Source organism: Dolomitihabitans soli (genome assembly GCF_022213955.1).
GTDB lineage: Bacteria > Actinomycetota > Actinomycetes > Streptosporangiales > Streptosporangiaceae > Streptosporangium_A > Streptosporangium_A soli.
The window spans coordinates 12,782-30,773 of the sequence record NZ_JAKNTW010000003.1 but is presented as its reverse complement, the minus strand read 5'-3'; the positions used below and the strand labels follow the sequence as shown (position 1 = coordinate 30,773).

Annotated in this window: 15 protein-coding genes; 6 read left to right on the top strand and 9 right to left on the bottom strand. The window is 68.6% G+C overall.

Annotated features, from left to right (window positions below; genetic code table 11):
* Window positions 1-81: 81 nt before the first annotated feature.
* Both MBA17_RS08105 and MBA17_RS08100 read left to right on the top strand, forming a co-directional pair.
* On the top strand, window positions 82-423 hold the full coding sequence (locus MBA17_RS08105; protein WP_238495672.1) for a VOC family protein: 342 nt from the start codon (window positions 82-84) through the stop codon (window positions 421-423).
* 53 nt (window positions 424-476) lie between these two features.
* Window positions 477-896, top strand: a complete 420-nt coding sequence (locus MBA17_RS08100) for an SRPBCC family protein (RefSeq protein WP_238495671.1) — start codon at window positions 477-479, stop codon at window positions 894-896.
* 493 nt (window positions 897-1,389) lie between these two features.
* Here the strand turns inward: MBA17_RS08100 and MBA17_RS08095 are convergent, their stop codons facing one another.
* The 3 genes from MBA17_RS08095 to MBA17_RS08085 all read right to left on the bottom strand — a co-directional run bounded on the left by MBA17_RS08095 (window position 1,390) and on the right by MBA17_RS08085 (window position 6,895).
* Window positions 1,390-2,175, bottom strand: coding sequence for a MerR family transcriptional regulator (locus tag MBA17_RS08095; RefSeq protein ID WP_238495670.1), 786 nt, complete (start codon window positions 2,173-2,175; stop codon window positions 1,390-1,392).
* A gap of 164 nt (window positions 2,176-2,339) precedes the next feature.
* Window positions 2,340-3,554, bottom strand: coding sequence for a serine hydrolase domain-containing protein (locus MBA17_RS08090; RefSeq protein ID WP_238495669.1), 1,215 nt, complete (start codon window positions 3,552-3,554; stop codon window positions 2,340-2,342).
* A 194-nt stretch (window positions 3,555-3,748) separates the two neighbouring features.
* Window positions 3,749-6,895: an ATP-binding protein gene (locus MBA17_RS08085; protein WP_238495668.1), complete on the bottom strand. Its 3,147-nt coding sequence runs from the start codon at window positions 6,893-6,895 to the stop codon at window positions 3,749-3,751.
* 221 nt (window positions 6,896-7,116) lie between these two features.
* Between MBA17_RS08085 and MBA17_RS08080 the strand changes: the two genes are divergently transcribed.
* Window positions 7,117-8,262, top strand: a complete 1,146-nt coding sequence (locus MBA17_RS08080; RefSeq protein ID WP_238495667.1) for a serine hydrolase domain-containing protein — start codon at window positions 7,117-7,119, stop codon at window positions 8,260-8,262.
* 127 nt (window positions 8,263-8,389) lie between these two features.
* On the opposite strand, the gene MBA17_RS08075 is transcribed toward MBA17_RS08080, so the two are convergent.
* Window positions 8,390-9,370, bottom strand: coding sequence for an aldo/keto reductase (locus MBA17_RS08075; protein ID WP_238495666.1), 981 nt, complete (start codon window positions 9,368-9,370; stop codon window positions 8,390-8,392).
* Window positions 9,358-10,284 (bottom strand): EamA family transporter, encoded by a 927-nt coding sequence (locus tag MBA17_RS08070; RefSeq protein ID WP_238495665.1) that lies wholly within the window; start codon window positions 10,282-10,284, stop codon window positions 9,358-9,360. Before MBA17_RS08070 ends, MBA17_RS08075 begins: the two co-directional genes overlap by 13 nt.
* 34 nt (window positions 10,285-10,318) lie before the next feature.
* On the opposite strand from MBA17_RS08070, the gene MBA17_RS08065 reads away from it, so the two are divergent.
* On the top strand, window positions 10,319-10,801 hold the full coding sequence (locus MBA17_RS08065) for an Lrp/AsnC family transcriptional regulator (RefSeq protein ID WP_238495664.1): 483 nt from the start codon (window positions 10,319-10,321) through the stop codon (window positions 10,799-10,801).
* Between the two features lie 312 nt (window positions 10,802-11,113).
* Here the strand turns inward: MBA17_RS08065 and MBA17_RS08060 are convergent, their stop codons facing one another.
* Window positions 11,114-12,742 (bottom strand): FG-GAP-like repeat-containing protein, encoded by a 1,629-nt coding sequence (locus MBA17_RS08060; protein WP_238495663.1) that lies wholly within the window; start codon window positions 12,740-12,742, stop codon window positions 11,114-11,116.
* A gap of 355 nt (window positions 12,743-13,097) precedes the next feature.
* Window positions 13,098-13,784: a GntR family transcriptional regulator gene (locus tag MBA17_RS08055; protein WP_238495662.1), complete on the bottom strand. Its 687-nt coding sequence runs from the start codon at window positions 13,782-13,784 to the stop codon at window positions 13,098-13,100.
* A gap of 87 nt (window positions 13,785-13,871) precedes the next feature.
* Between MBA17_RS08055 and MBA17_RS08050 the strand changes: the two genes are divergently transcribed.
* The gene (locus MBA17_RS08050) at window positions 13,872-14,960 is read left to right on the top strand and encodes a mandelate racemase/muconate lactonizing enzyme family protein (RefSeq protein WP_238495661.1); all 1,089 of its coding nucleotides are present in this window, start codon (window positions 13,872-13,874) and stop codon (window positions 14,958-14,960) included.
* A 132-nt stretch (window positions 14,961-15,092) separates the two neighbouring features.
* Window positions 15,093-16,346 (top strand): MFS transporter, encoded by a 1,254-nt coding sequence (locus MBA17_RS08045; protein ID WP_238495660.1) that lies wholly within the window; start codon window positions 15,093-15,095, stop codon window positions 16,344-16,346.
* 63 nt (window positions 16,347-16,409) lie between these two features.
* Here MBA17_RS08045 and MBA17_RS08040 read toward each other — a convergent pair whose 3' ends face one another.
* Together MBA17_RS08040 and MBA17_RS08035 are read right to left on the bottom strand one after the other, a co-directional pair.
* Window positions 16,410-17,654 carry an RNA polymerase sigma factor gene (locus MBA17_RS08040; protein ID WP_238495659.1) on the bottom strand — a complete coding sequence of 415 codons (1,245 nt, stop codon included), beginning with the start codon at window positions 17,652-17,654 and terminating at the stop codon, window positions 16,410-16,412.
* Window positions 17,651-17,989 carry a YciI family protein gene (locus MBA17_RS08035; protein ID WP_238495658.1) on the bottom strand — a complete coding sequence of 113 codons (339 nt, stop codon included), beginning with the start codon at window positions 17,987-17,989 and terminating at the stop codon, window positions 17,651-17,653. The genes MBA17_RS08040 and MBA17_RS08035 overlap by 4 nt, the downstream gene beginning before the upstream one ends.
* Window positions 17,990-17,992: the final 3 nt, after the last annotated feature.

Sequence of the window (17,992 nt, the reverse complement as noted above, 5' to 3'; positions counted from 1 at the left end):
TCAATTCTAACCAGCTATCGACGATGGTAAGGTACGTAACCGACGTAACGCCTACGTCAGTTAGATCAGAAAGGTTCACCGTTGAGCGTCAACATCGGCAACATCTGCATCGACACCAACGACCTGGCAGGCGGCACCGCCTTCTGGCAAGCGGTCACCGGATACCAGGTTGCTTCCACGGACGAGGGCACCACCTACCTGGAGGACTCAGACAAGAGCGGCGTGAGCCTGTCCCTGCAGGCCGTGCCCGAAGGCCGGGAGGGCAAGAACCGGCTACACCTGGACCTGTTCACCGATGACCTCGCAGGCGAGGTCGACCGGATTCGGGCCCTCGGCGCGACCGAAGTGCAGCGCTTCGATGACGGCGGATGGGTCGTGCTGGCCGACCCCGAGGGCAACCAGTTCTGCGTCGTCGCCACTTAGACGTGCCCGGGGCTCGCGCCGTCGGTTTCCCACCACTACAGAAGAGGCAAGACATGGCCACCGTGCACAAAGAGATCATCATCGAAGCCGACCCCGCGGACGTATGGGCGATCATCGGCGACTTCACCGACGGGCCCGTCCGGATGGTTCCGGGCTTGGTAACCGACAGCCGGCTCGACGAGCCGGACGTCAGGGTCGTCACGTTCGCCGACGGAACCGTGGCGCGTGAGCGGCTCATCACGCTCGACGAGGAGAGGCGTCGGCTCGTCTTCTCCGTCATCGGCGACACCATGCAGCCGACACACGACAACGCGTCGATGCAAGTCGTCTCCCACGGGGACGGCCGCAGCCGGTTCGTATGGATCCACGACGTGCAACCGGACGACCTCACCATCCCGATGAGCGCCGTAATGGACCACGGCCTGAGCATCTTCAAGCAGACGGTGGAGTCCCCCAGCGCGCGCCTCCGCTAGGTCGGTTGCGTCATTGCTGGTCACAGTCCTTCGATGAGGACCGTGACCAGCAACTCCGGATGCGTGCCGAACGGGCTGACCCAGGCCGCCCAGACTCACCTCACGGGGCAATGAGCCGCGGGTCAGGGCGTGAGACCCGACGGCGACTCCAGCCGGGTCACCATCAACCCCCTCTCGATGACCGATGACGACCCGGACGCTGCGGTGGCGGCCGGACCTGTCACGGAACCAAACCCGAGGACGACCGATAGAGGTTTGCCTTCCCGCGATCCACGTGCTGGTTAACCGTTAACGAAGAAGACACGCCAACGGCCGGAATGTGTCAGTCGTGTAACGCCCCGGCTCGCCGGGGGCGAACTCCAGAAGGGTGATCGCCCAGTGACGCCATCAGTCAACCCGCCGCCGACGGTTCGCTCGGCACGAGGCCGGGCCGGTGCCGCCAGTCGCGATCCCAGGTCAGCACGTGACCGTGAAGGCGCTGCGCTCGGGGCGGTCAGTGGGAGTCTGGTCTGGGGATGTGGATGCCGGCGGCGCGGAGCTTGGTCTCGAAAAGCGCGGCCAGCCGCGAAGCGGCCGGCGTCTGCTCTTCGCCGTGGTGGGCGATCAGCGTGTACCGGGTCGCGGCCTCGGTGCGGGCTTGCAGGCCGGTCACGGTCTTCAGCAGTGCGGGGTTGGCGAGGTAGTGGTCGGCCGCGGCGGTGGCGAGCTCGGCGATGCGGGGGTCGTCCGGTTCCCAGGCCGCGGCTTCGGCTGTGCGCTTGGCCAAGGCGACGAGCCGGGTGTCTTCGAGGGCGTGCTCGAAATGGGTGAGGTAGTCGTCGAAGCCTTCTGGGACCAGGGCCTTGGCCAGCACCCAGCCCTCCCTGGTGGCCGCCACCTCGTCCGCGGGGAATCCGCGGCCGAGCATCCGCTCCAGCAGCGCCACAGCGCGGTCGGGCAGCAGAGCCCGGTCACCATCGGCGAGCCGATGCAGCGTGTCACGCCGCGCGATCAACTCCTCGATCCGTTCGGTGAGCTGCCGCTCGACGTCGGCGAGCGCGGCGGCGAACAGCGCGGCATCGGCGTCGAGCAGGGGCCCGATCTCGGCCAGCGGCACCCCGGCGGCGGCCAGCGTCCGGACCTGCACCAGCCGCAACAGATCGGCCGATCCGTACCGCCGGTAGCCGGAGCTGTCCCGTTCCGGCTCCTCGACCAGGCCGAGCTTGTGGTAGTGCCGCACGGTCTTCACCGTGACGCCGACGAATGCCGCCGCCTGCCCGATCGTGACTCCGTTCCTCATCTGCCCAGCCTGCCTTGTGCTCGAGCCCGGCGACTACGCGCATCACAGCCGAGCATATGGACGGGCCACGCCGAGCCCGTTGAGCTCGGCGTGGCCCCGGTTCACGTTCTACCTGATGCACGACCGGAAGGGGTCGCCCCTCGAGGCGCACGGGTCACAGGTGCTCAGTCCGTCGGCTGAGCCGGATCGGCCTGCCCACCGCAGAACACCTCGTTGACGAGCCTTTGCTGGGCGTTCTGGAATGCTGTCGCGATGGACAGGTCGGCGTCGTCCACGCAGTTCAGCGCGGCGGTCAGGGTCTTGCTGCCGTCGGGTGTGCTGTACATCAGCGCCGCGTGGCCCACGGCGGCGCCGTTGTGGGAGATGACGGTGCCGCCGCCGGCCGTGTTCACCACGAACACTCCCAGGCCGTAGTCCATGTTCGGGATGCCCGTCGGGTGCGGGGTGCACATCTCGGCCAGCAGCGGGGCCGGCAGGAGCTTGCCGCCCAGCAACGCGGAGATGAACGTGTGCAGGTCCTGGGTGGTCGAGATCATGTCACCGCCGCTGGAGATCCAGGAGGGGTTCTGGCGGGTGACGTCGATCGTCTTCTGCTCGCCGTCCTCCTCGTACCGGTAGTAGGCGTGGGCGTGCGGCTCGGGGATCTCCGGCGAGGCGTCCGGCACCACGGTGCCCGACAGCCCGAGCGGCCCCAGGATCAGCCGCTGCATCTCCGCGGCGACCGAACGGCCGGTGACCTTCTCGATCAGCAGCCTGGCCAGCACGTAGTTGGTGTTGGAGTAGCTCCAGCCCGTCCCCGGCTCGAACCGCGGCGGCTTGGACAACGCCAGCTCCACCAGCTCCTGCGGCCGGTAGGTCTTGAACCGGTCGTCCAGCCACTCTTTGCCCGTGGTGCTGTAGGGGATGGGGATCCCCGGCGCGAACGTCCCGTCGTCGTAGACCTCGCCGGTGAAGTTGAACACCCCGCTGGTGTGCTGCAACAGCATCCGCACCGTGATCCGCTCGTCCAGCCCGAACTCGGGCAGGTAGTCCGCCGCCGGGGTGTCCAGCTCGACCTTGCCCTCGGCCACCAGTTGCAGCACCAGGGTCGCGGTGAAGGTCTTGGTGTTGCTGCCGATCCGGACATGCCCGTTCGTCGGCGGCTTCGCGGCCCCGCCCAGTTCGGCCGCCCCGGCGCTGCCGACCCACTCGCCCCGCTCATCGTGCACGCGCAGCGACACCCCGACGAAACCGGAATCGACGATCTCCTCGATCGCCTTCTGCAGCTCCGGGCGATCCTGCCCGGCAGCAACCGCCCCACTGTCAGCAGTGGCCACCCCGGCGGTGATCTTGCGGGCCATCTCGGCCGTGATGTCCTGGTCGGAAAGGCTGATGGGCATGGTGATTTGCTCCGTTAAATCTGTTATGTCCGGTCGGCGTCGTGCCGCTGCGACGAGCTTCCACCCTGACCCAAGGTCAACCTCAACCGTGATCTAGCTCACAGCGATTCTCCTGCCGAAGCGGATGTAGTCGTTGACCCCGTTGTAGTTGGAGATCGCGGTTGCTTGGCCCACGACGATGCCCGCCCGCGGCCTTATACGCGCAGCTTTGTCAGCCGGTCGATGGCCTCGTGTGGTGTCATGGCGGCGCCTTGGCGGTAGGCGGTGTCGTATTCGGTACGGCCGAGCCGTTCCGCGAGCGTCTCCGCAAGGGAGCGCAGTTCGGTGTCGCCGTGGTCGAAGGTGCCGCGGATGGCCTGGCTCAGGCCGAGCGCGGTGGCCGCACCGGCCGGATCACCCTCCAGGAACAGCAGCCGGGCCAGGAGTTGAGCGGCCGAGGGGGCGTCCATGTTCGCCTGCGCCGCTTGGACGGCGCGGGGCAGCAGCTGGCGTGCGCGGACGGCGTCCCCGGCGGTGAGGAGGTTCGCCATCCTGGCGGGGACCAGCTGGTTCTGCATCGTCTCGGCCTGGAGGGGCAGCTTGCGGGCGAGCGTCTCCATCCGGTCGAGTTCTTGACCTGCGCGTTCGACCTCTCCGGAGCGACGGTACAGCTCGGCCAGGCTGTCCAGGACCTCGATCTCCAGCATGGGCTGACCGCGCTCCCAGACCGCTCGTTCGGCGGTTTCGATGTCGTATCGGGCGCCCTTCAGGTCGCCGCCGCGCATGCGTGCGGTGGCGAGACCGAGCCGGGTTGAGACCTCATCCTGCGAGCCGAGGTCGGTGGCCATCGCGATGCTGCGCTCATAGGCGGCGATCGCCTCGTCGTGCTCACCGCGGAAGGCGTGGATCCGCGCCATGCCGTACAGCACCTTCGCCGTCCACCATCGGTCGCCCACCTCCTCGAACGCGTGCAACGCCGCTGCCATCGCGGTTGCGGAGCCCTCCCAGTCGCCCCGTTCGCGCCACCGCACGAATTCCATCACGAAGGTGCAGGCGATCGCCCAACGGTCCGAGCCGCTCCGCACCCGGGCGATCTCCCGATCGATCAGCTCATCCAGCCCGAGTATCGCCGCCATCACCAGCGCCATCGTCAGCAGCATCGGATAACGCCGCAGCGCACCCGTGCGCGCGCAGTCGTCGATGAGCGCGCGCAGCCGCGCGGGGTCGGTGATCGGCCCTCCCTCGCCGCCCACCAGGTGAAACGCGGTGAACGCGGCCCGGGCGTCCGCGGGCAGCGCGTCGCCGAACTCCAGGACCCTGGACACGTAGGCATCGGCCCGACCGTCGTAGCGGAGCATGACCCAGTACCAGTACAGCGGCCCGAGAATCCGGGCCGCCGCCTCGGCGTCGCCGCCGTCGATGACCGTTTGCAGGGCGTACATCAGGTTGTCGTACTCGGCCTCGAACAGCCGCAGCGACTCCACCTGCTGGTCCGACCGCAGCAGCGGCTCGTGTTCCTCGGCCAGGTCGGCGAAGTGCCGCGTGAGTCTGTGCAGGACGGCTTTGTCTTCCCCCGCGAGCCGGAGCTTCTCCGCCGCATGGGCTCGGATGGTCTCCAGCATCCGATACCCGTCGCCGGCCCGCTCCACGATGGACTTGTCGACCAGGGAGTCCAGCAGATAGATGACCTCGCCCGCGGGAAGCGTCTCATCCGAACAGACCGCCCCAATCGCCGCGATACCGGTTCTCGCCGGAAATATCGACATTCGGCGGGCCAGCGTCCGTTCCTGATCGGTGAGGAGATCCCAGCTCCACTCGATGACCGCATGAAGGGTCTGCTGGCGGGGCTGGGCGGTCCGGTTGCCGGTGCTGAGCAGCCGGAAGCGATCATCCAGCCGCCGGACGATCTGGTCGGCGCCCATGGTCCGCAGTCGCGCCGCGGCCAGCTCCAAGGCCAGCGGCAGCCCGTCCAGCCGGCGCACGATGTCCACCACCGGCCCTGTCGTGGGCGCGTCCAGTACGAAGCCGGGCTGTACGGCTGCCGCCCGATCGAGGAACAGCAGCACCGCGGCCGATTCGCGGGCGCGAACGGGATCGGCGTGGGCCGGCGGCAGGTCGAGCGGGCCCAGACGGCACAGCGCCTCACCCATGACCTCCAGCGGTTCCCGGCTCGTGGCCAGAATGCTCAGGTACGGCTGGCGCTCCAGCAGATGCCCGGCGAACTCCGCGACGGGTCCGGAGATCTGTTCGCAGTTGTCCAGCACCAGCACGCCTTCACCACCGGCAAGCAGATTGACCACCCGCTCCAACGGCGTGCCCGACGGCTGGGCGTCGGCGACGCTGAGCGTGCCCAGCACCGCCTCCGGCAGCCCGTCGGCCGTGTTCACCCCGGCCAGGGAGACGAGCCAGACCCGGCCGCGCCGATGGGCCCGATGCCGGCTCGCCGCCTCCACGGTCAGCCGGGTCTTGCCCACTCCCCCGGGCCCCACGACGGTGACCAGCCGGGAGGTCTCCAGCAACCCGGCCAGCAACCTCAGCTCCTCCTCCCGGCCGACGAAGCTGGTCAGCTGGGCCGGCAGACGTCCTCGCACCGCCTCCGGCCGAGCCTGTTCCGCCTCGGGGATCTCCAGCTCACCCCGTAACACGGCGAGGTGCGTCTTCCGCAGTTCCTCGGAGGGGTCGACGCCCAGCTCCTCGGCGAGCGTGCCGCGGACCTCCGCGAACACGGCCAGCGCGTCGGACTGGCGGCCCGCCGCATGCAAGGCCCGCATCCGCAGCCCGGCCAGGCGTTCCCGCAGCGGATGGTCCGCGGCCGCCGCCTCCACATCGGCCAAGATCTCGCCATGGCGCCCAAGCCGCAACTCCGCCTCGAAGCGGTCTTCGGCGGCCCCCACGCGCAGTTCGTCCAGGCGCGCGCCGGCCGTACCGGCAAAAGGGATATCGCGCACATCGGCCAGCGCGTCTCCCCGCCACATCCCCAGCGCATCGCGCAGCAGCGAGGCCGCCCGCTGCGCGGCGCCCGCGGCCAGTTCGCGAGCGCCCCGCTTCGCCAGCTCCTCGAACCGGACCGCGTCGACGTGCTCGGTGCGTACGTGCAGGCGGTACCCGCCGGCCACCGTCTCCACGACCCCGGCCCCGCCCAGGGCCCTGCGCAGCCGATGCACCAGCGCGTGCAACGCGTTGACGGTGTCCCCGGACGGGCGTTCCCCCCACAGGCCGTGGAGCAGCGAATCGACCGATACCACTTCGCCCCCGGCCAGTGCCAGCCGGGCCAGCAGCGCGCGAACCCTGGTGCCGCCGAGATCGATCGGCGCGCCGTCGTCGGCATAGGCCCGGACCGGCCCCAGCACCGCAATCCGCATGCTCAACAGGCTAACGGGCAAGGAACCCGATCAAGCACCGGTGAGTCACAGCCGGCCGGGAGGAGCTCGGTCCCGAGTCGTGCCCGCCACCATGCGCATCCGCCGTCCTGATAACCCCCTTACATCAAGCCGGTGCCGGCTGGAAGAGCGTTATAAGCCGCCTGTCAGAGCCGCCGGACATCGTGGAGGACGTACGGAAGAAACGTCCGAAAGGCAGTGCGATGGCAACGAACGAGAACGTGCAGCAGGTGCTCGACTGGGCAGTGGCCGAGGTCGGCATCCCCGGCATCGTCGCCGATGTCAAGGACGGCGACCGGACCTGGTTCGGCACCGCCGGCGTGGCCGACATCCAGACCGGCTCCCCGCGTCGGCCGGGGGAGCACATGCACACCGGCAGCAGCGGCAAGGCCTTCACCGCCGCCGTACTTCTGGCCCTGGAGGCCGAGGGCCGGCTGAGCCTCGACGACACGGTGAACGCACACCTGCCCGGCGCACTGGACGTCAACGGCTACGACGGCAACAAGATCACCATCAGGCACCTGCTCAGCAACACCAGTGGCCTGTTCGCCACCGGCCTGGCACCGGAGATCAGCCACCGTTACGCCACCCGCTCCGGGTTCGTCAAGCATCGCTTCGACACCTTCACCACCGAGGAACTGCTGAGGGTGGCGGTGTCCCAGCCGCCGGTCGGAGAGCCCGGCGAACGCTTCGAGTACGCCAACGGCGGCTTCTACCTCGCCGGGGCGATCATCGAGAAGCTCACCGGCAGCAGCTACGCCGAGGAGGTCGCGCGCAGGGTCATCCAGCCGCTCGGCCTGACCCACACCCGCGTACGCCCCGCCCAGGACACCGGGTACCCCGATCCGCACCCGCGGGCGTACTCCAACCTGTTCTTCAAGGACGGCGCCGACCCGGCGGCGGTCACCTCGGAGAACTGGGAATCGATGATCGAGGAGCCCGGCCTCCCGCCCCTGGACGTCACCGAGTTCAACTCCTCCCCGGCCTGGTCGGCCGGCAATGTCGTCTCCACCACCGGCGACATGATCCGCTTCATCAGCGCGATGGCCGGCGGCAGCCTGCTGCCGCCGGCCCAGCACCGGCAGATGTGGACCACGGTCTCCACCGAGGGTGCTCACTGGATGCCGCACGCCCGCTACGGCCTCGGCCTGTTCGAGTTCGACGAGCAGGCGACGGGCGGCCGGACGCTGCGCGGCGTGGGCGGCAGCCTCTGGGGATCCTGGTTCTTCGCGGTCGGCACCCCCGACGGCCGACACACCATCGCCGTCCACACCAACACCGAATGGAAGACCTGGGACCCCATGTTCAAGATCATCGAAGCGGAGTTCGGCATCTCCATGGGTGCGTAAGCACGCTGCCCGCCCCCTGCTCGCGACGTCCCCCGGGGGCCGCCGCGAGCAGGGGCTTGATCGGCAACGGAACGGCTGGCGGCATCGAAAGACGCCAACGAGGTCTCGGCCGCCGCCAAGGCCCCGTTCAAGAGTGCCCGATGATCTGGTGTGGCCGGTAAGGGGCCTCCAACCGGGCCTTCTCCTCTTCGCTCAGGGACACGTCCACCGCCGCGATCGCGTCGCTCAGATGACCCACCTTGCTCGCCCCGACGATCGGCGCGTTCACCCCCGACCTTCCGAGTAGCCACGCGAGCGCGAGCTGCGCCGGTGGCAGGCCTCGTTCGCCGGCGACCGCACGCACCACGTCGACGACGTCGAAGTCCGCGTCCTCGTACATGCTGTCGGCCAGCGGGTCGCTGCCGGATCGGACCGTGCGCGGCTGACTGTCGCGGTGGCGGCTCCCGGTGAGCAGTCCGCGTGCCAGTGGGCTCCACGGGATGACGCCCACCCCCTGGTCCAGGCAGAGCGGGATCATCTCCCGCTCCTCCTCCCGGTACACGAGGTTGTAGTGGTTCTGCATCGACACGAACCTGGTCCAGCCGGCCGTCTGAGCAGTGTGCTGCGCTTTGGCGAACTGCCAGGCGTACATGCTGGAGGCCCCGATGTAGCGTGCCTTGCCGGCCCGCACCACGTCGTGCAGGGCCTCCATGGTCTCCTCGATCGGCGTCTCGTAGTCCCAGCGGTGAATCTGGTAAAGATCGACATAGTCGGTTCCAAGCCTGGTCAGCGAGGCGTCGATGGCGGCCAGCACGTGCTTGCGGGACAGCCCTCGGTCGTTCGGGCCCGGCCCCGTCGGGAAGTAGACCTTCGTCGCGAGAACGTAGTCGTCGCGGCGCGCGAAGAGCTTGCTGAGCAGCCGCCCGGTGATCTCTTCGCTCGCGCCGTCGGAGTACATGTCGGCGGTGTCGAAGAACGTCACACCGGCCTCGACCGCGCGCCGTACGATCGGCTCGGCCGCGTCCTCACGCAGCATCCACGCCCAGGAACCGGGATCTCCGTACGTCATCATGCCCAGGCAGATCCGGGAGACCTGCAGTCCCGACGAGCCCAGCTTCATGTATCGCATTTCGCCTTACCTTCTTGTGAGAGCGTGGTCTTCACCGCGGCTGGAAGAGGCCGAAGTTCCCGATGGAGCGCGACTGAGAGCACCACGAGCCCGACTCCGGCGAGCTCGGCGAGTGAGGGGAGCTGCCGGAGCACCACGATGCCGATCACCGTCGCCGCGGCCGGAAGCAGCGCCACCAGCAACGCGTACGTGGACCGAGCCATGCGTGCCATGGCGAGTTGATCGCACACGTACGGGATCACAGACGAACAGATCCCCACCCCGATCCCTGCGGCGAGTGTGACTGGGTCGATCACCGCGGGAGCGGCCTGCCAAACGGTCACCGGCGCGACGAACACGCAGGCGATGAGCATGGCGGCGGCCAGCCCGTCGATGCCGCTGATGCCGCGCAGACGCCGAGCCGTACGGTGGGCCAGCACGATGTAGGCGGCGAACAGCACCGCGTTGGCGAAGGCGAACACCAACCCCAGCGGCTCCCCGGCCAGCCGGATGCCGGTCAGCACGTAGACACCGCCGACGGCTGCCACGAGTGCCACGAGGTTACGTGCCGTACGGGCACCGAGCGCGGCCAGCACGATGACCGGCAGAAACTCGATCGCGGCGACGGTTCCCAGGGGTACGCGTTCAATCGCCAGATAGAAACAGACGTTCATGGCCGCGAGCACCGCGCCCCAGGCGGTGAGCGTACGACGCCCCTCGGCGTCGAGCCGGGCGAGGGTTCGCCAGGGGCGACGCCAGAGCGCGAGAACAAGTGCTGCGCTCCAGATCCTCAATGCCGCGACCCCGAGCGGGGCGAGCCTGTTGAACAGGAGCACGGCGAAGGCCGGGCCGAGGTAGTGGAAGACGGCGCTCCCGATGAAGTAGGTCCATGGAGGCGCCGCGGAGAGGACAGCGCGAGGGCCGGTAGGCGGCATGATGCCATCGTCGGCCAACCCGTAATTTAGGAGAATGGCGAATCGAAAGATCAGACCCGAGCGGACCTACGAACCAAAGGGAATCGACGCCCTCGACCTTCGTATTCTCGCCGAGCTGCAGGTCGACGCCAGAGTGAGCTTCGCCGAGCTGGGCCGCCGGGTCGCCCTGTCAGCCCCCGCGGTGGCCGACCGGGTGCAGCGGCTGGAGGAGGCCGGAGTGATCACCGGCTATCGCGCCGAGGTCGACCCGCGGGCCCTGGGCTTTCCGGTCACAGTGATGGTTCGAATCCGCCCGGCGATCCGGGAACTCCAACGCATCTCCAAGATCGCCCAGGAGGTTCCCCAGATCGTCGAATGCTACAGAATGACCGGCGACGACTGCTTCTACTTCACGATGCACCTGCGGGCGGTCAACGAGCTCGAACCGATCCTCGACCTGTTCACCCCGTACGGTCACACGACCACGTCTCTCATCCACACTGCGCCCGTGCCACGCCGCCCCCTGCCCCTGGAGTGAGACTCGGTCCCGCCTTGCCGACTTTCGGCGCGGTCCTCCGGTATGCCGACGGGCGGGACCAGCGCCAGGGGTGCGACCGGGCCGCGCTCAGCCGGGCAGGGTCACCGGCGTGACCGCCTCGTGCGCATCCCCGGTTCGATACAGACCAGCCCGGCGATCGACCACCCGCCCTGAGCCTTTGCCCAGCAACCTTTGGGCAACGACCGTCATGGGTGTCCCCCGTCGCCGACCCGTCGCCCGAACTGCGCATGCGTGAAGTGGATGCCGAAGCCGAGCGTGCCGGGCGGAATCCCATTTCGAGCGGGACACCTTTTAGAAGTACTGCGTCCAGCCGGGACCGAGTTCGATGCGGCTGGTGAAGTTGTTGGCGCCTTTGCCGTTCCAGATTTGCAGGTGGTCGTTGGCGATGGCGGCGATGTCGGTGTGGCCGTCGCCGTTGATGTCGCCGAGTGACATCAAAGTGGCGGCGTACTGGGTCCAGCCCGGGCCGAGGGCGATGGCGCCGGTGAAGTTGTTGCTGCCCTTGCCGTTCCAGATGTGGAGGACGCCATCCTTGACGGCCATCAGGTCACCGATGCCGTCGCCGTTGAAGTCGCCACCGATGGGCTTGCTGTAGGCCTCCCAGTTGGCGCCGGCCTCAATGTGGTTGGAGAAGTTGTTGGCGCCTTTGCCGTTCCAGATTTGCAGGTGGTCGTTGGCGACTGCGGCGATGTCGGTGTGGCCGTCGCCGTTGATGTCGCCGAGTGACATCAAAGTGGCGGCGTACTGGGTCCAGCCCGCGCCGAGGGCGATGGCGCTGGTGAAGTTGTTGCTGCCCTTGCCGTTCCAGATGTGGAGGACGCCATCCTTGACGGCCATCAGGTCACCGATGCCGTCGCCGTTGAAGTCGCCACCGATGGGCTTGCTGTAGGCCGCCCAGTTGGCGCCGACCTCGATGCGGCTGGTGAAGTTGTTGGCGCCCCTGCCGTTCCAGATGTTCAAAGTGCCGGTGGCGGCCGAGAAGATGTCACCCACGCCATCCGAATTGAAATCCGGGCCTTGCGGACTCGATCCCGTCATCGCGGCATAGTGTGATCTGAGCTCTGTTTCCGAGAGTTCGCGATCATAGATGGCGAACTTTCCGATCGCCCCCTTGAAGTACGACTTCCCGTCCCGAGTGCCGACACGGACGGGGGCGGATCCTGGCTTGGGTTTGACGATGACCTCGTCGCCCGTGCCAGGGCGGTAGGCCAGGTGGTCGGTACCCGCGAGCACGCCGTTCCGGTAAATGCGCACCTTCCCGTAACTGCCCTCCGCGGTGTCATAGGTGATCGCGTAATGGATCCACTGGTTGACCTTCACCGACTGCTGAAAGTACGCCCCGGCTCCGTAGCCGCCGTCAAGGTTCCAGGCGTAGCCGGATATGCGATTGGGACGGTTCTCGGTGTTCGTCTTGGAGTACATGCGGCCCGCCCATTCGCGGTCTCCCCCGGCGCCCGATTTTGTGCCCTTGCCCATGAAGTAGACGTAGCCCGTCTGCTCCTGCTTGGCGAACTGCAGCGTCTGCGGCATGATCCACGCTTCTACGGTGAACTTGCCCTTGGTGGAGATGTGGAACTGCTTGGCGCTGGGCACCTGGAAGTATCCCGACGACCCGTTGAAAACCGACGCGCCGTCCTGGTTCGGGAGCCTCACCGTACTGGTGACGCCGCGGAAGGTGCCGACGTGATCATTGCCGGTCTGGTCGGTCTCCTTGCCGCGCGACGGGTGCGACAGCCGCCAGTACGCGACCGGGCGGTCCGAGAGGACTACTTGGTCATACGAGCTCAAACTAGCTGACCGAGCCAACGCAGATTCTGGGACGGTGACGGCCGCTGCCAGCATCAGCAGGATGACGCACATGCTTACCGCCAGGGCACACCGGTTGCTCGCCGCGCCTCGGCCGGGTCTTGCCAGCACCATGCCTGCCTCACCTTGTAGATTTGGGTACTCGCTCGGCGGAGCATTTTACGGATCGGCGGTATACCGACGGTATGCTGCTTGAACCGGTACGCCGGGCGGCTTCCGGGCACCGGGTTCTGGAGGCCACCTCCGGTCGTACGGCACAGCTGCGCGACGGCAGGCCCTCCGAGGCGCTCGACCTCGGCCGGGTTGATACGCCTCCTCCTATCGCGTGGAACTCGCAGGCCTTCAACGCCTGGCCGGGGAACAAGACGATTTCCGCGCGGCCAAGGCGTGAGCCTTGATCAGAGCAAGAAGTGCGGCTGGAGTACCTACGCCTCTGGACACCGTGGGCCGAGCACGCGTGCGGCCGGTGTCACGGCAGGTGGGCGGACAGACGGGCGCGGGAGGCGTCGAGGTGCGCCAGCATGGCCGCCGCGGCCTGCTCGGGATCGCCGGCGAGCAGGGCGTCGAGGATGCGGTGGTGCTCCAGAAGGGTCTGCGTGCCGAGCCGGTCGGCGTAGGAGATCCGGAACAGGTGCAGGTGGCAGTGGGTCCGCTCGAAGGACGCCTGGACGGCGCGGTTTCCCGCCAGCTCGGTGATCAGACCGTGGAAGCGCTGGTCGTGCTCGGTCATCCGGCGGTAACTCTGGTAACCGCCGGCGGGGGCGGGCTCCCGGCACGAGGACATCTCCGCCTGGAGCCTCGCCCGGCCCGCGCGGCCCGCGCGCTCGGCGCACCGGGCGGCGGCCCAGGGTTCGAGCAATCGGCGCAGCTCGTACAGGTCCTCGAACTCGGCGCGGGTGAGGACCTGGGAGACCGAGTAGCCCTTCAGCGCCGCCTTGGTGACCAGCCCGTCGGATTCGAGCCGGGCCAGGGCCTCGCGCAGCGGCGTCTGGGAGACCCGCAGGTCGCGGGCGAGCGCGTCGATGTTGACACGCGCCCCTGCGGTGATCTCCGAGTTCATGATCATTGCTTTGAGCGTCTCGTAGACCTCGTCGGTGAGGATCTGCCGCCGGGGTAGGCGCGCTGCACGGCCCTCGGGCTGCTGCGTAGACGGCATGCTGGGCCTTCCTCTTGACGGGGTGGCGGCCTTTCACCCAGGATCCTACTGGGAGATTTCCTATAGGATCTATGAAAGAGGTGAGGCGTGGCGACGATCGTCAATGCCGAGGCGTTCCTGGTGGACCTGGAGGTCGAGACGGTCCGCACCGACGCGGTGCAGTCCTTCGTGAAGCAGGAGACCATCTTCGTCGAGGTGACCTGCGACGACGGCCTCACCGGCCTCGGCTACTCCTACACCATCGGAACCGGCGGCCGGGCGGTGCTGTCGCTGCTGCGCGAGCACCTCATCGGCCGGCTGATCGGGCGGGACTCCCGGCTGGTGGAGGCGGCGTGGCAGGACCTGTTCGCCGCCACCCGGGCCACGTCCGTCGGGGCGATCACCTCCCTCGCGCTGGCGGCGGTCGACACCGCCCTGTGGGACCTGCGCGCCAAACGGGCGGGCGAGCCGTTGTGGATGCTGGCCGGCGGCCACCGCGAGCGCGTCCCGCTCTACGACACCGAGGGCGGCTGGCTGCACCTGTCCACCGGCGAACTCGTCACCGGCGCCGTCGCCGCACGCGACGCCGGCTGGCCGGGCGTGAAGCTCAAGGTCGGCAAGCCCCGCGCCCACCACGACCTCGAACGGCTGCTGGCCGTACGGCAGGCCGTCGGGGCGGACCTGGACATCATGGTGGACGCCAACCAGTCGATGACGGCCGCCGAGGCGATCCGCCGGGCGGCGCTCTACGAGCAGGCAGGCGTCTTCTGGTTCGAGGAGCCGTTGCCGGCCGACGACGTCGCCGGACACCTGCGACTGGCCCGCTCGACCTCGATCCCCGTCGCGGTGGGCGAGTCGATGTACTCCCCCGCCCAGTTCCGCGACTACCTCCAGCGGGGCGCTGCCTCCATCGTGCAGGTCGACGTGGCACGGGTGGGCGGCATCACCCCGTGGCTGAAGGTCGCGCATCTGGCCGAGACGTTCAACGTCATGGTCTGCCCGCACTTCCTGATGGAGTTGCACGTCAGCCTGGTGGCCGCGATCCCCAACGGGATGTACGTCGAGCACATCCCCCAGCTGCGAGCGATCACCCTGCAGGAGATGCGGATCGAGGAGGGGCACGCGGTCGCGCCGGACGTTCCCGGCCTGGGAATCGCCTGGGATCGGGACGCGATGGACATCCGCCGGGTCGCGTAACCCCTTGACCTGCGGCGCAGCAATCCTATAGGAAATATCAAAGCTCGAAAGCTCAGCAGAGGACTTCGGATGGCCCCCACCCCCACCCCCACTAGTGCCGTGACTCCACGCGGCGTCGGGCGAACCCGATGGATGATCATCTGGCTCGCCTTCGCCGGTTTGTCGATCAACTATCTCGACCGGTCCAGCCTCGGCGTCGCCCTCCCCTTCATGGGCGAGGAGTTCACCCTGTCGGCCACCCAGCAGGGCATGATCTTCGCCGCGTTCTTCTGGGCGTACGACTTCTGCCAGCTCGCCGCGGGCTGGTACGTCGACAAGGTCGGCGCCCGCCGGGCGTTCACGATCGCGGCCGTGTGGTGGTCGCTGTTCACGATGCTGACCTCCGCCGCACGGGGTTTCTGGAGCCTGTTCGCCGCCCGTTTCCTGCTCGGCGTCGGAGAGAGCCCGGCGCCGGCGGCCAGCGCCAAGGTCGTCGCGACCTGGTTCCCCGTCCAGGAGCGCGGCCTGGCGACCGGCATCTGGGACTCCGGCTCCCGGGTGGGGGCCGTAATCGCGATCCCGATCGTGACCGCCATCGTCGCGCTGACCGGGTGGCATCTGGTGTTCGTCGTCATCGGCGCGCTGGGGCTGATCTGGGCGGCCCTGTGGTGGCGGTTCTACCGCGACCCCGGGGAGCACCCGCGGGTGAGCGAGGCCGAGCTCGCCTACATCAGGGCCGGCGGCGCCCGATCGGCGGACACCGACACCGAGGACGCCGCCGCCCTGCCGTGGCGCAAGCTGTTCCGCTACCGGACGGTCATCGGCATGATGCTGGGCTTCTTCTGCCTGAACAGCGTCATCTACTTCTTCATCACCTTCTTCCCGACCTACCTCGTCACCGAGCGTGGCTTCGGGCTGCTCAAACTGGGCTTCTTCGGAGCGCTTCCGGGAATCTGCGCGGTGCTGAGCGGCTGGCTCGGCGGATACGTCGCCGACCGCGCCATCCGGCGTGGCGTCCCGGTCACCAAGGTGCGCAAGACCGTCATCGTGAGCGGCATGATCGGCGGGTCGGTGATCATCCTGGCGGTGCTGGTCCCCGAGGCGTGGATGGCGCTGGCGCTGCTCGCACTCTCCTACTCCAGCCTCACCTTCGCCGCCACCGGCATCTGGGCGCTGCCCGCCGACGTCGCGCCGAGCTCGCGTCACGTCGGCTCCATCGGCGGCCTGCAGAACTTCGCCTCCAACTTCGCGGGCATCATCACGCCGATCCTCATCGGCTATCTCGTGGACACCACCGGCTCCTTCGTCGCGCCGCTGTGCGTCATCGGCGGCATCGCGCTGCTGGGCGCGCTCAACTACGCCTTCGTCATCCGCGAGGTCGCACCGTTGCCCGTCACCGCCCGCTGAGACGCGACCCCCGCGTCGCCATCGGATGGCCGGCGCGGGGACACCCGGCGCTCTCACCGGCTGCTATCGCTCTAGCTTGCCTGCCCTGTCTCGCAGGTAGCGCTGTTCGGGGAGGCTCGTGGCACACCGGGCCGCCAGCAGGTAGTTCTCCCGTGCGGCGGCGTACTCGCCGACCAGCTCCTGGAGGTGGGCGCGCACGGCGTAGAGGCGGTGGTGGCGGGCGATCCGGGGGTCGCAGTCCAGGCTCTCCAGCAGTTCGAGCCCGGCCTGGGGCCCGCGGGTCATCGCGACCGCGACGGCGTGATTGAGCGTGACCATGGGGTTCGGCGCGATCCGGGCGAGGATCCCGTACAGGACGCGGATCTGTTCCCAGTCGGTGTCCTCGGCCCGCGGCGCCTGGACGTGCAGCGCGGCGATCGCCGCCTGAAGCTGGTAAGGGCCGAGGGGTGAGACGGACATGGCGTCGGTGACCAGCGCTGCGCCCTCTTCGATCATGGCGGCGTCCCACCGCTTCCGGTCCTGCTCGGCCAGCGGCATGAGGCCGCCGTCCGGGCCGGTGCGGGCCGTACGGCGGGCATCGGTCAGCAACATCAGCGCCAGAAGCGCGGCGACTTCACCGTCATCCGGCAAGGACCGGTGCACCATCCGGGTGAGCCGGATCGCCTCTCCGGTGAGGTCGCCGCGGTGCAGGTCAGGTCCGGAGCTGGCGGTGTAGCCCTCGTTGAAGATCAGGTAGAGCACGTGCAGGACGGCGTCCAGCCGTATGGCCCGCTCCTGGGGCGGCGGCATCTCGAACGATGCGCCGGCGGTTCTGATCCGCTGCTTGGCGCGGCTGATCCGCGGCGCCATGGTGGCCTCCGGCACGAGGAATGCCCGCGCCACCTCGACGGTGGTGAGCCCGCCGACGGCGCGCAGCGTGAGCGCCACCTGAGAGGCGGGGGTCAGCCCCGGATGGCAGCACAGGAACAGCAGCGCGAGCGTGTCGTCCCGGGCGCCCGGGCCTTCCTCGCCGGGCGCCGGCGCGACGGCGGCGTCCGGCGCCTCCCGTACCGCCGCGGTGACCTCCCGGCGGCGGCGCGCCTGCTCGCTGCGTATCTGATCGACCAGGCGGCGGGAGGCGACGGTGACCAGCCAGGAACGCGGGTTTTCCGGGATGTCCCCGGCGGGCCACCGCGTCGCCGCGACGAGCAACGCCTCCTGGACCGCGTCCTCGCACTCCTCGAACCCGCCATGGCGACGCAGGAGCAGGCCGAGAACCTGCGGCGCCAGTTCGCGCAGCAGGTCCCCGAGGCGTTCGGTCGTGCTCACATCTCCATCCCGGCGGAGTCCATCAGCGGCCGCACCTCCACGCCGCCGACCTGACCGCCGGCTATCAGGGCGGCCAGTTCCACGGCGCGCTCGCGGCTCTCGCAGTCGACCACGTACTGGCCGGCGACATGATCCGGGGTCTGCGAGTACGGGCCCTCGGTCACGGTCACCACGCCGTCCCGAGCCCATACGACGGCGCTGATGGACGGATCGGCGAACACGTGAGCGCTGACCAGTTCCCCTGCCTGCCCGGCCGTGGCCAGGAACTCCTCATGGTCGAGCCTTTCCCCGGGTAGGGCCACGGCCCTCCGATAGAGATTCAGCAGGAACTTCACCGT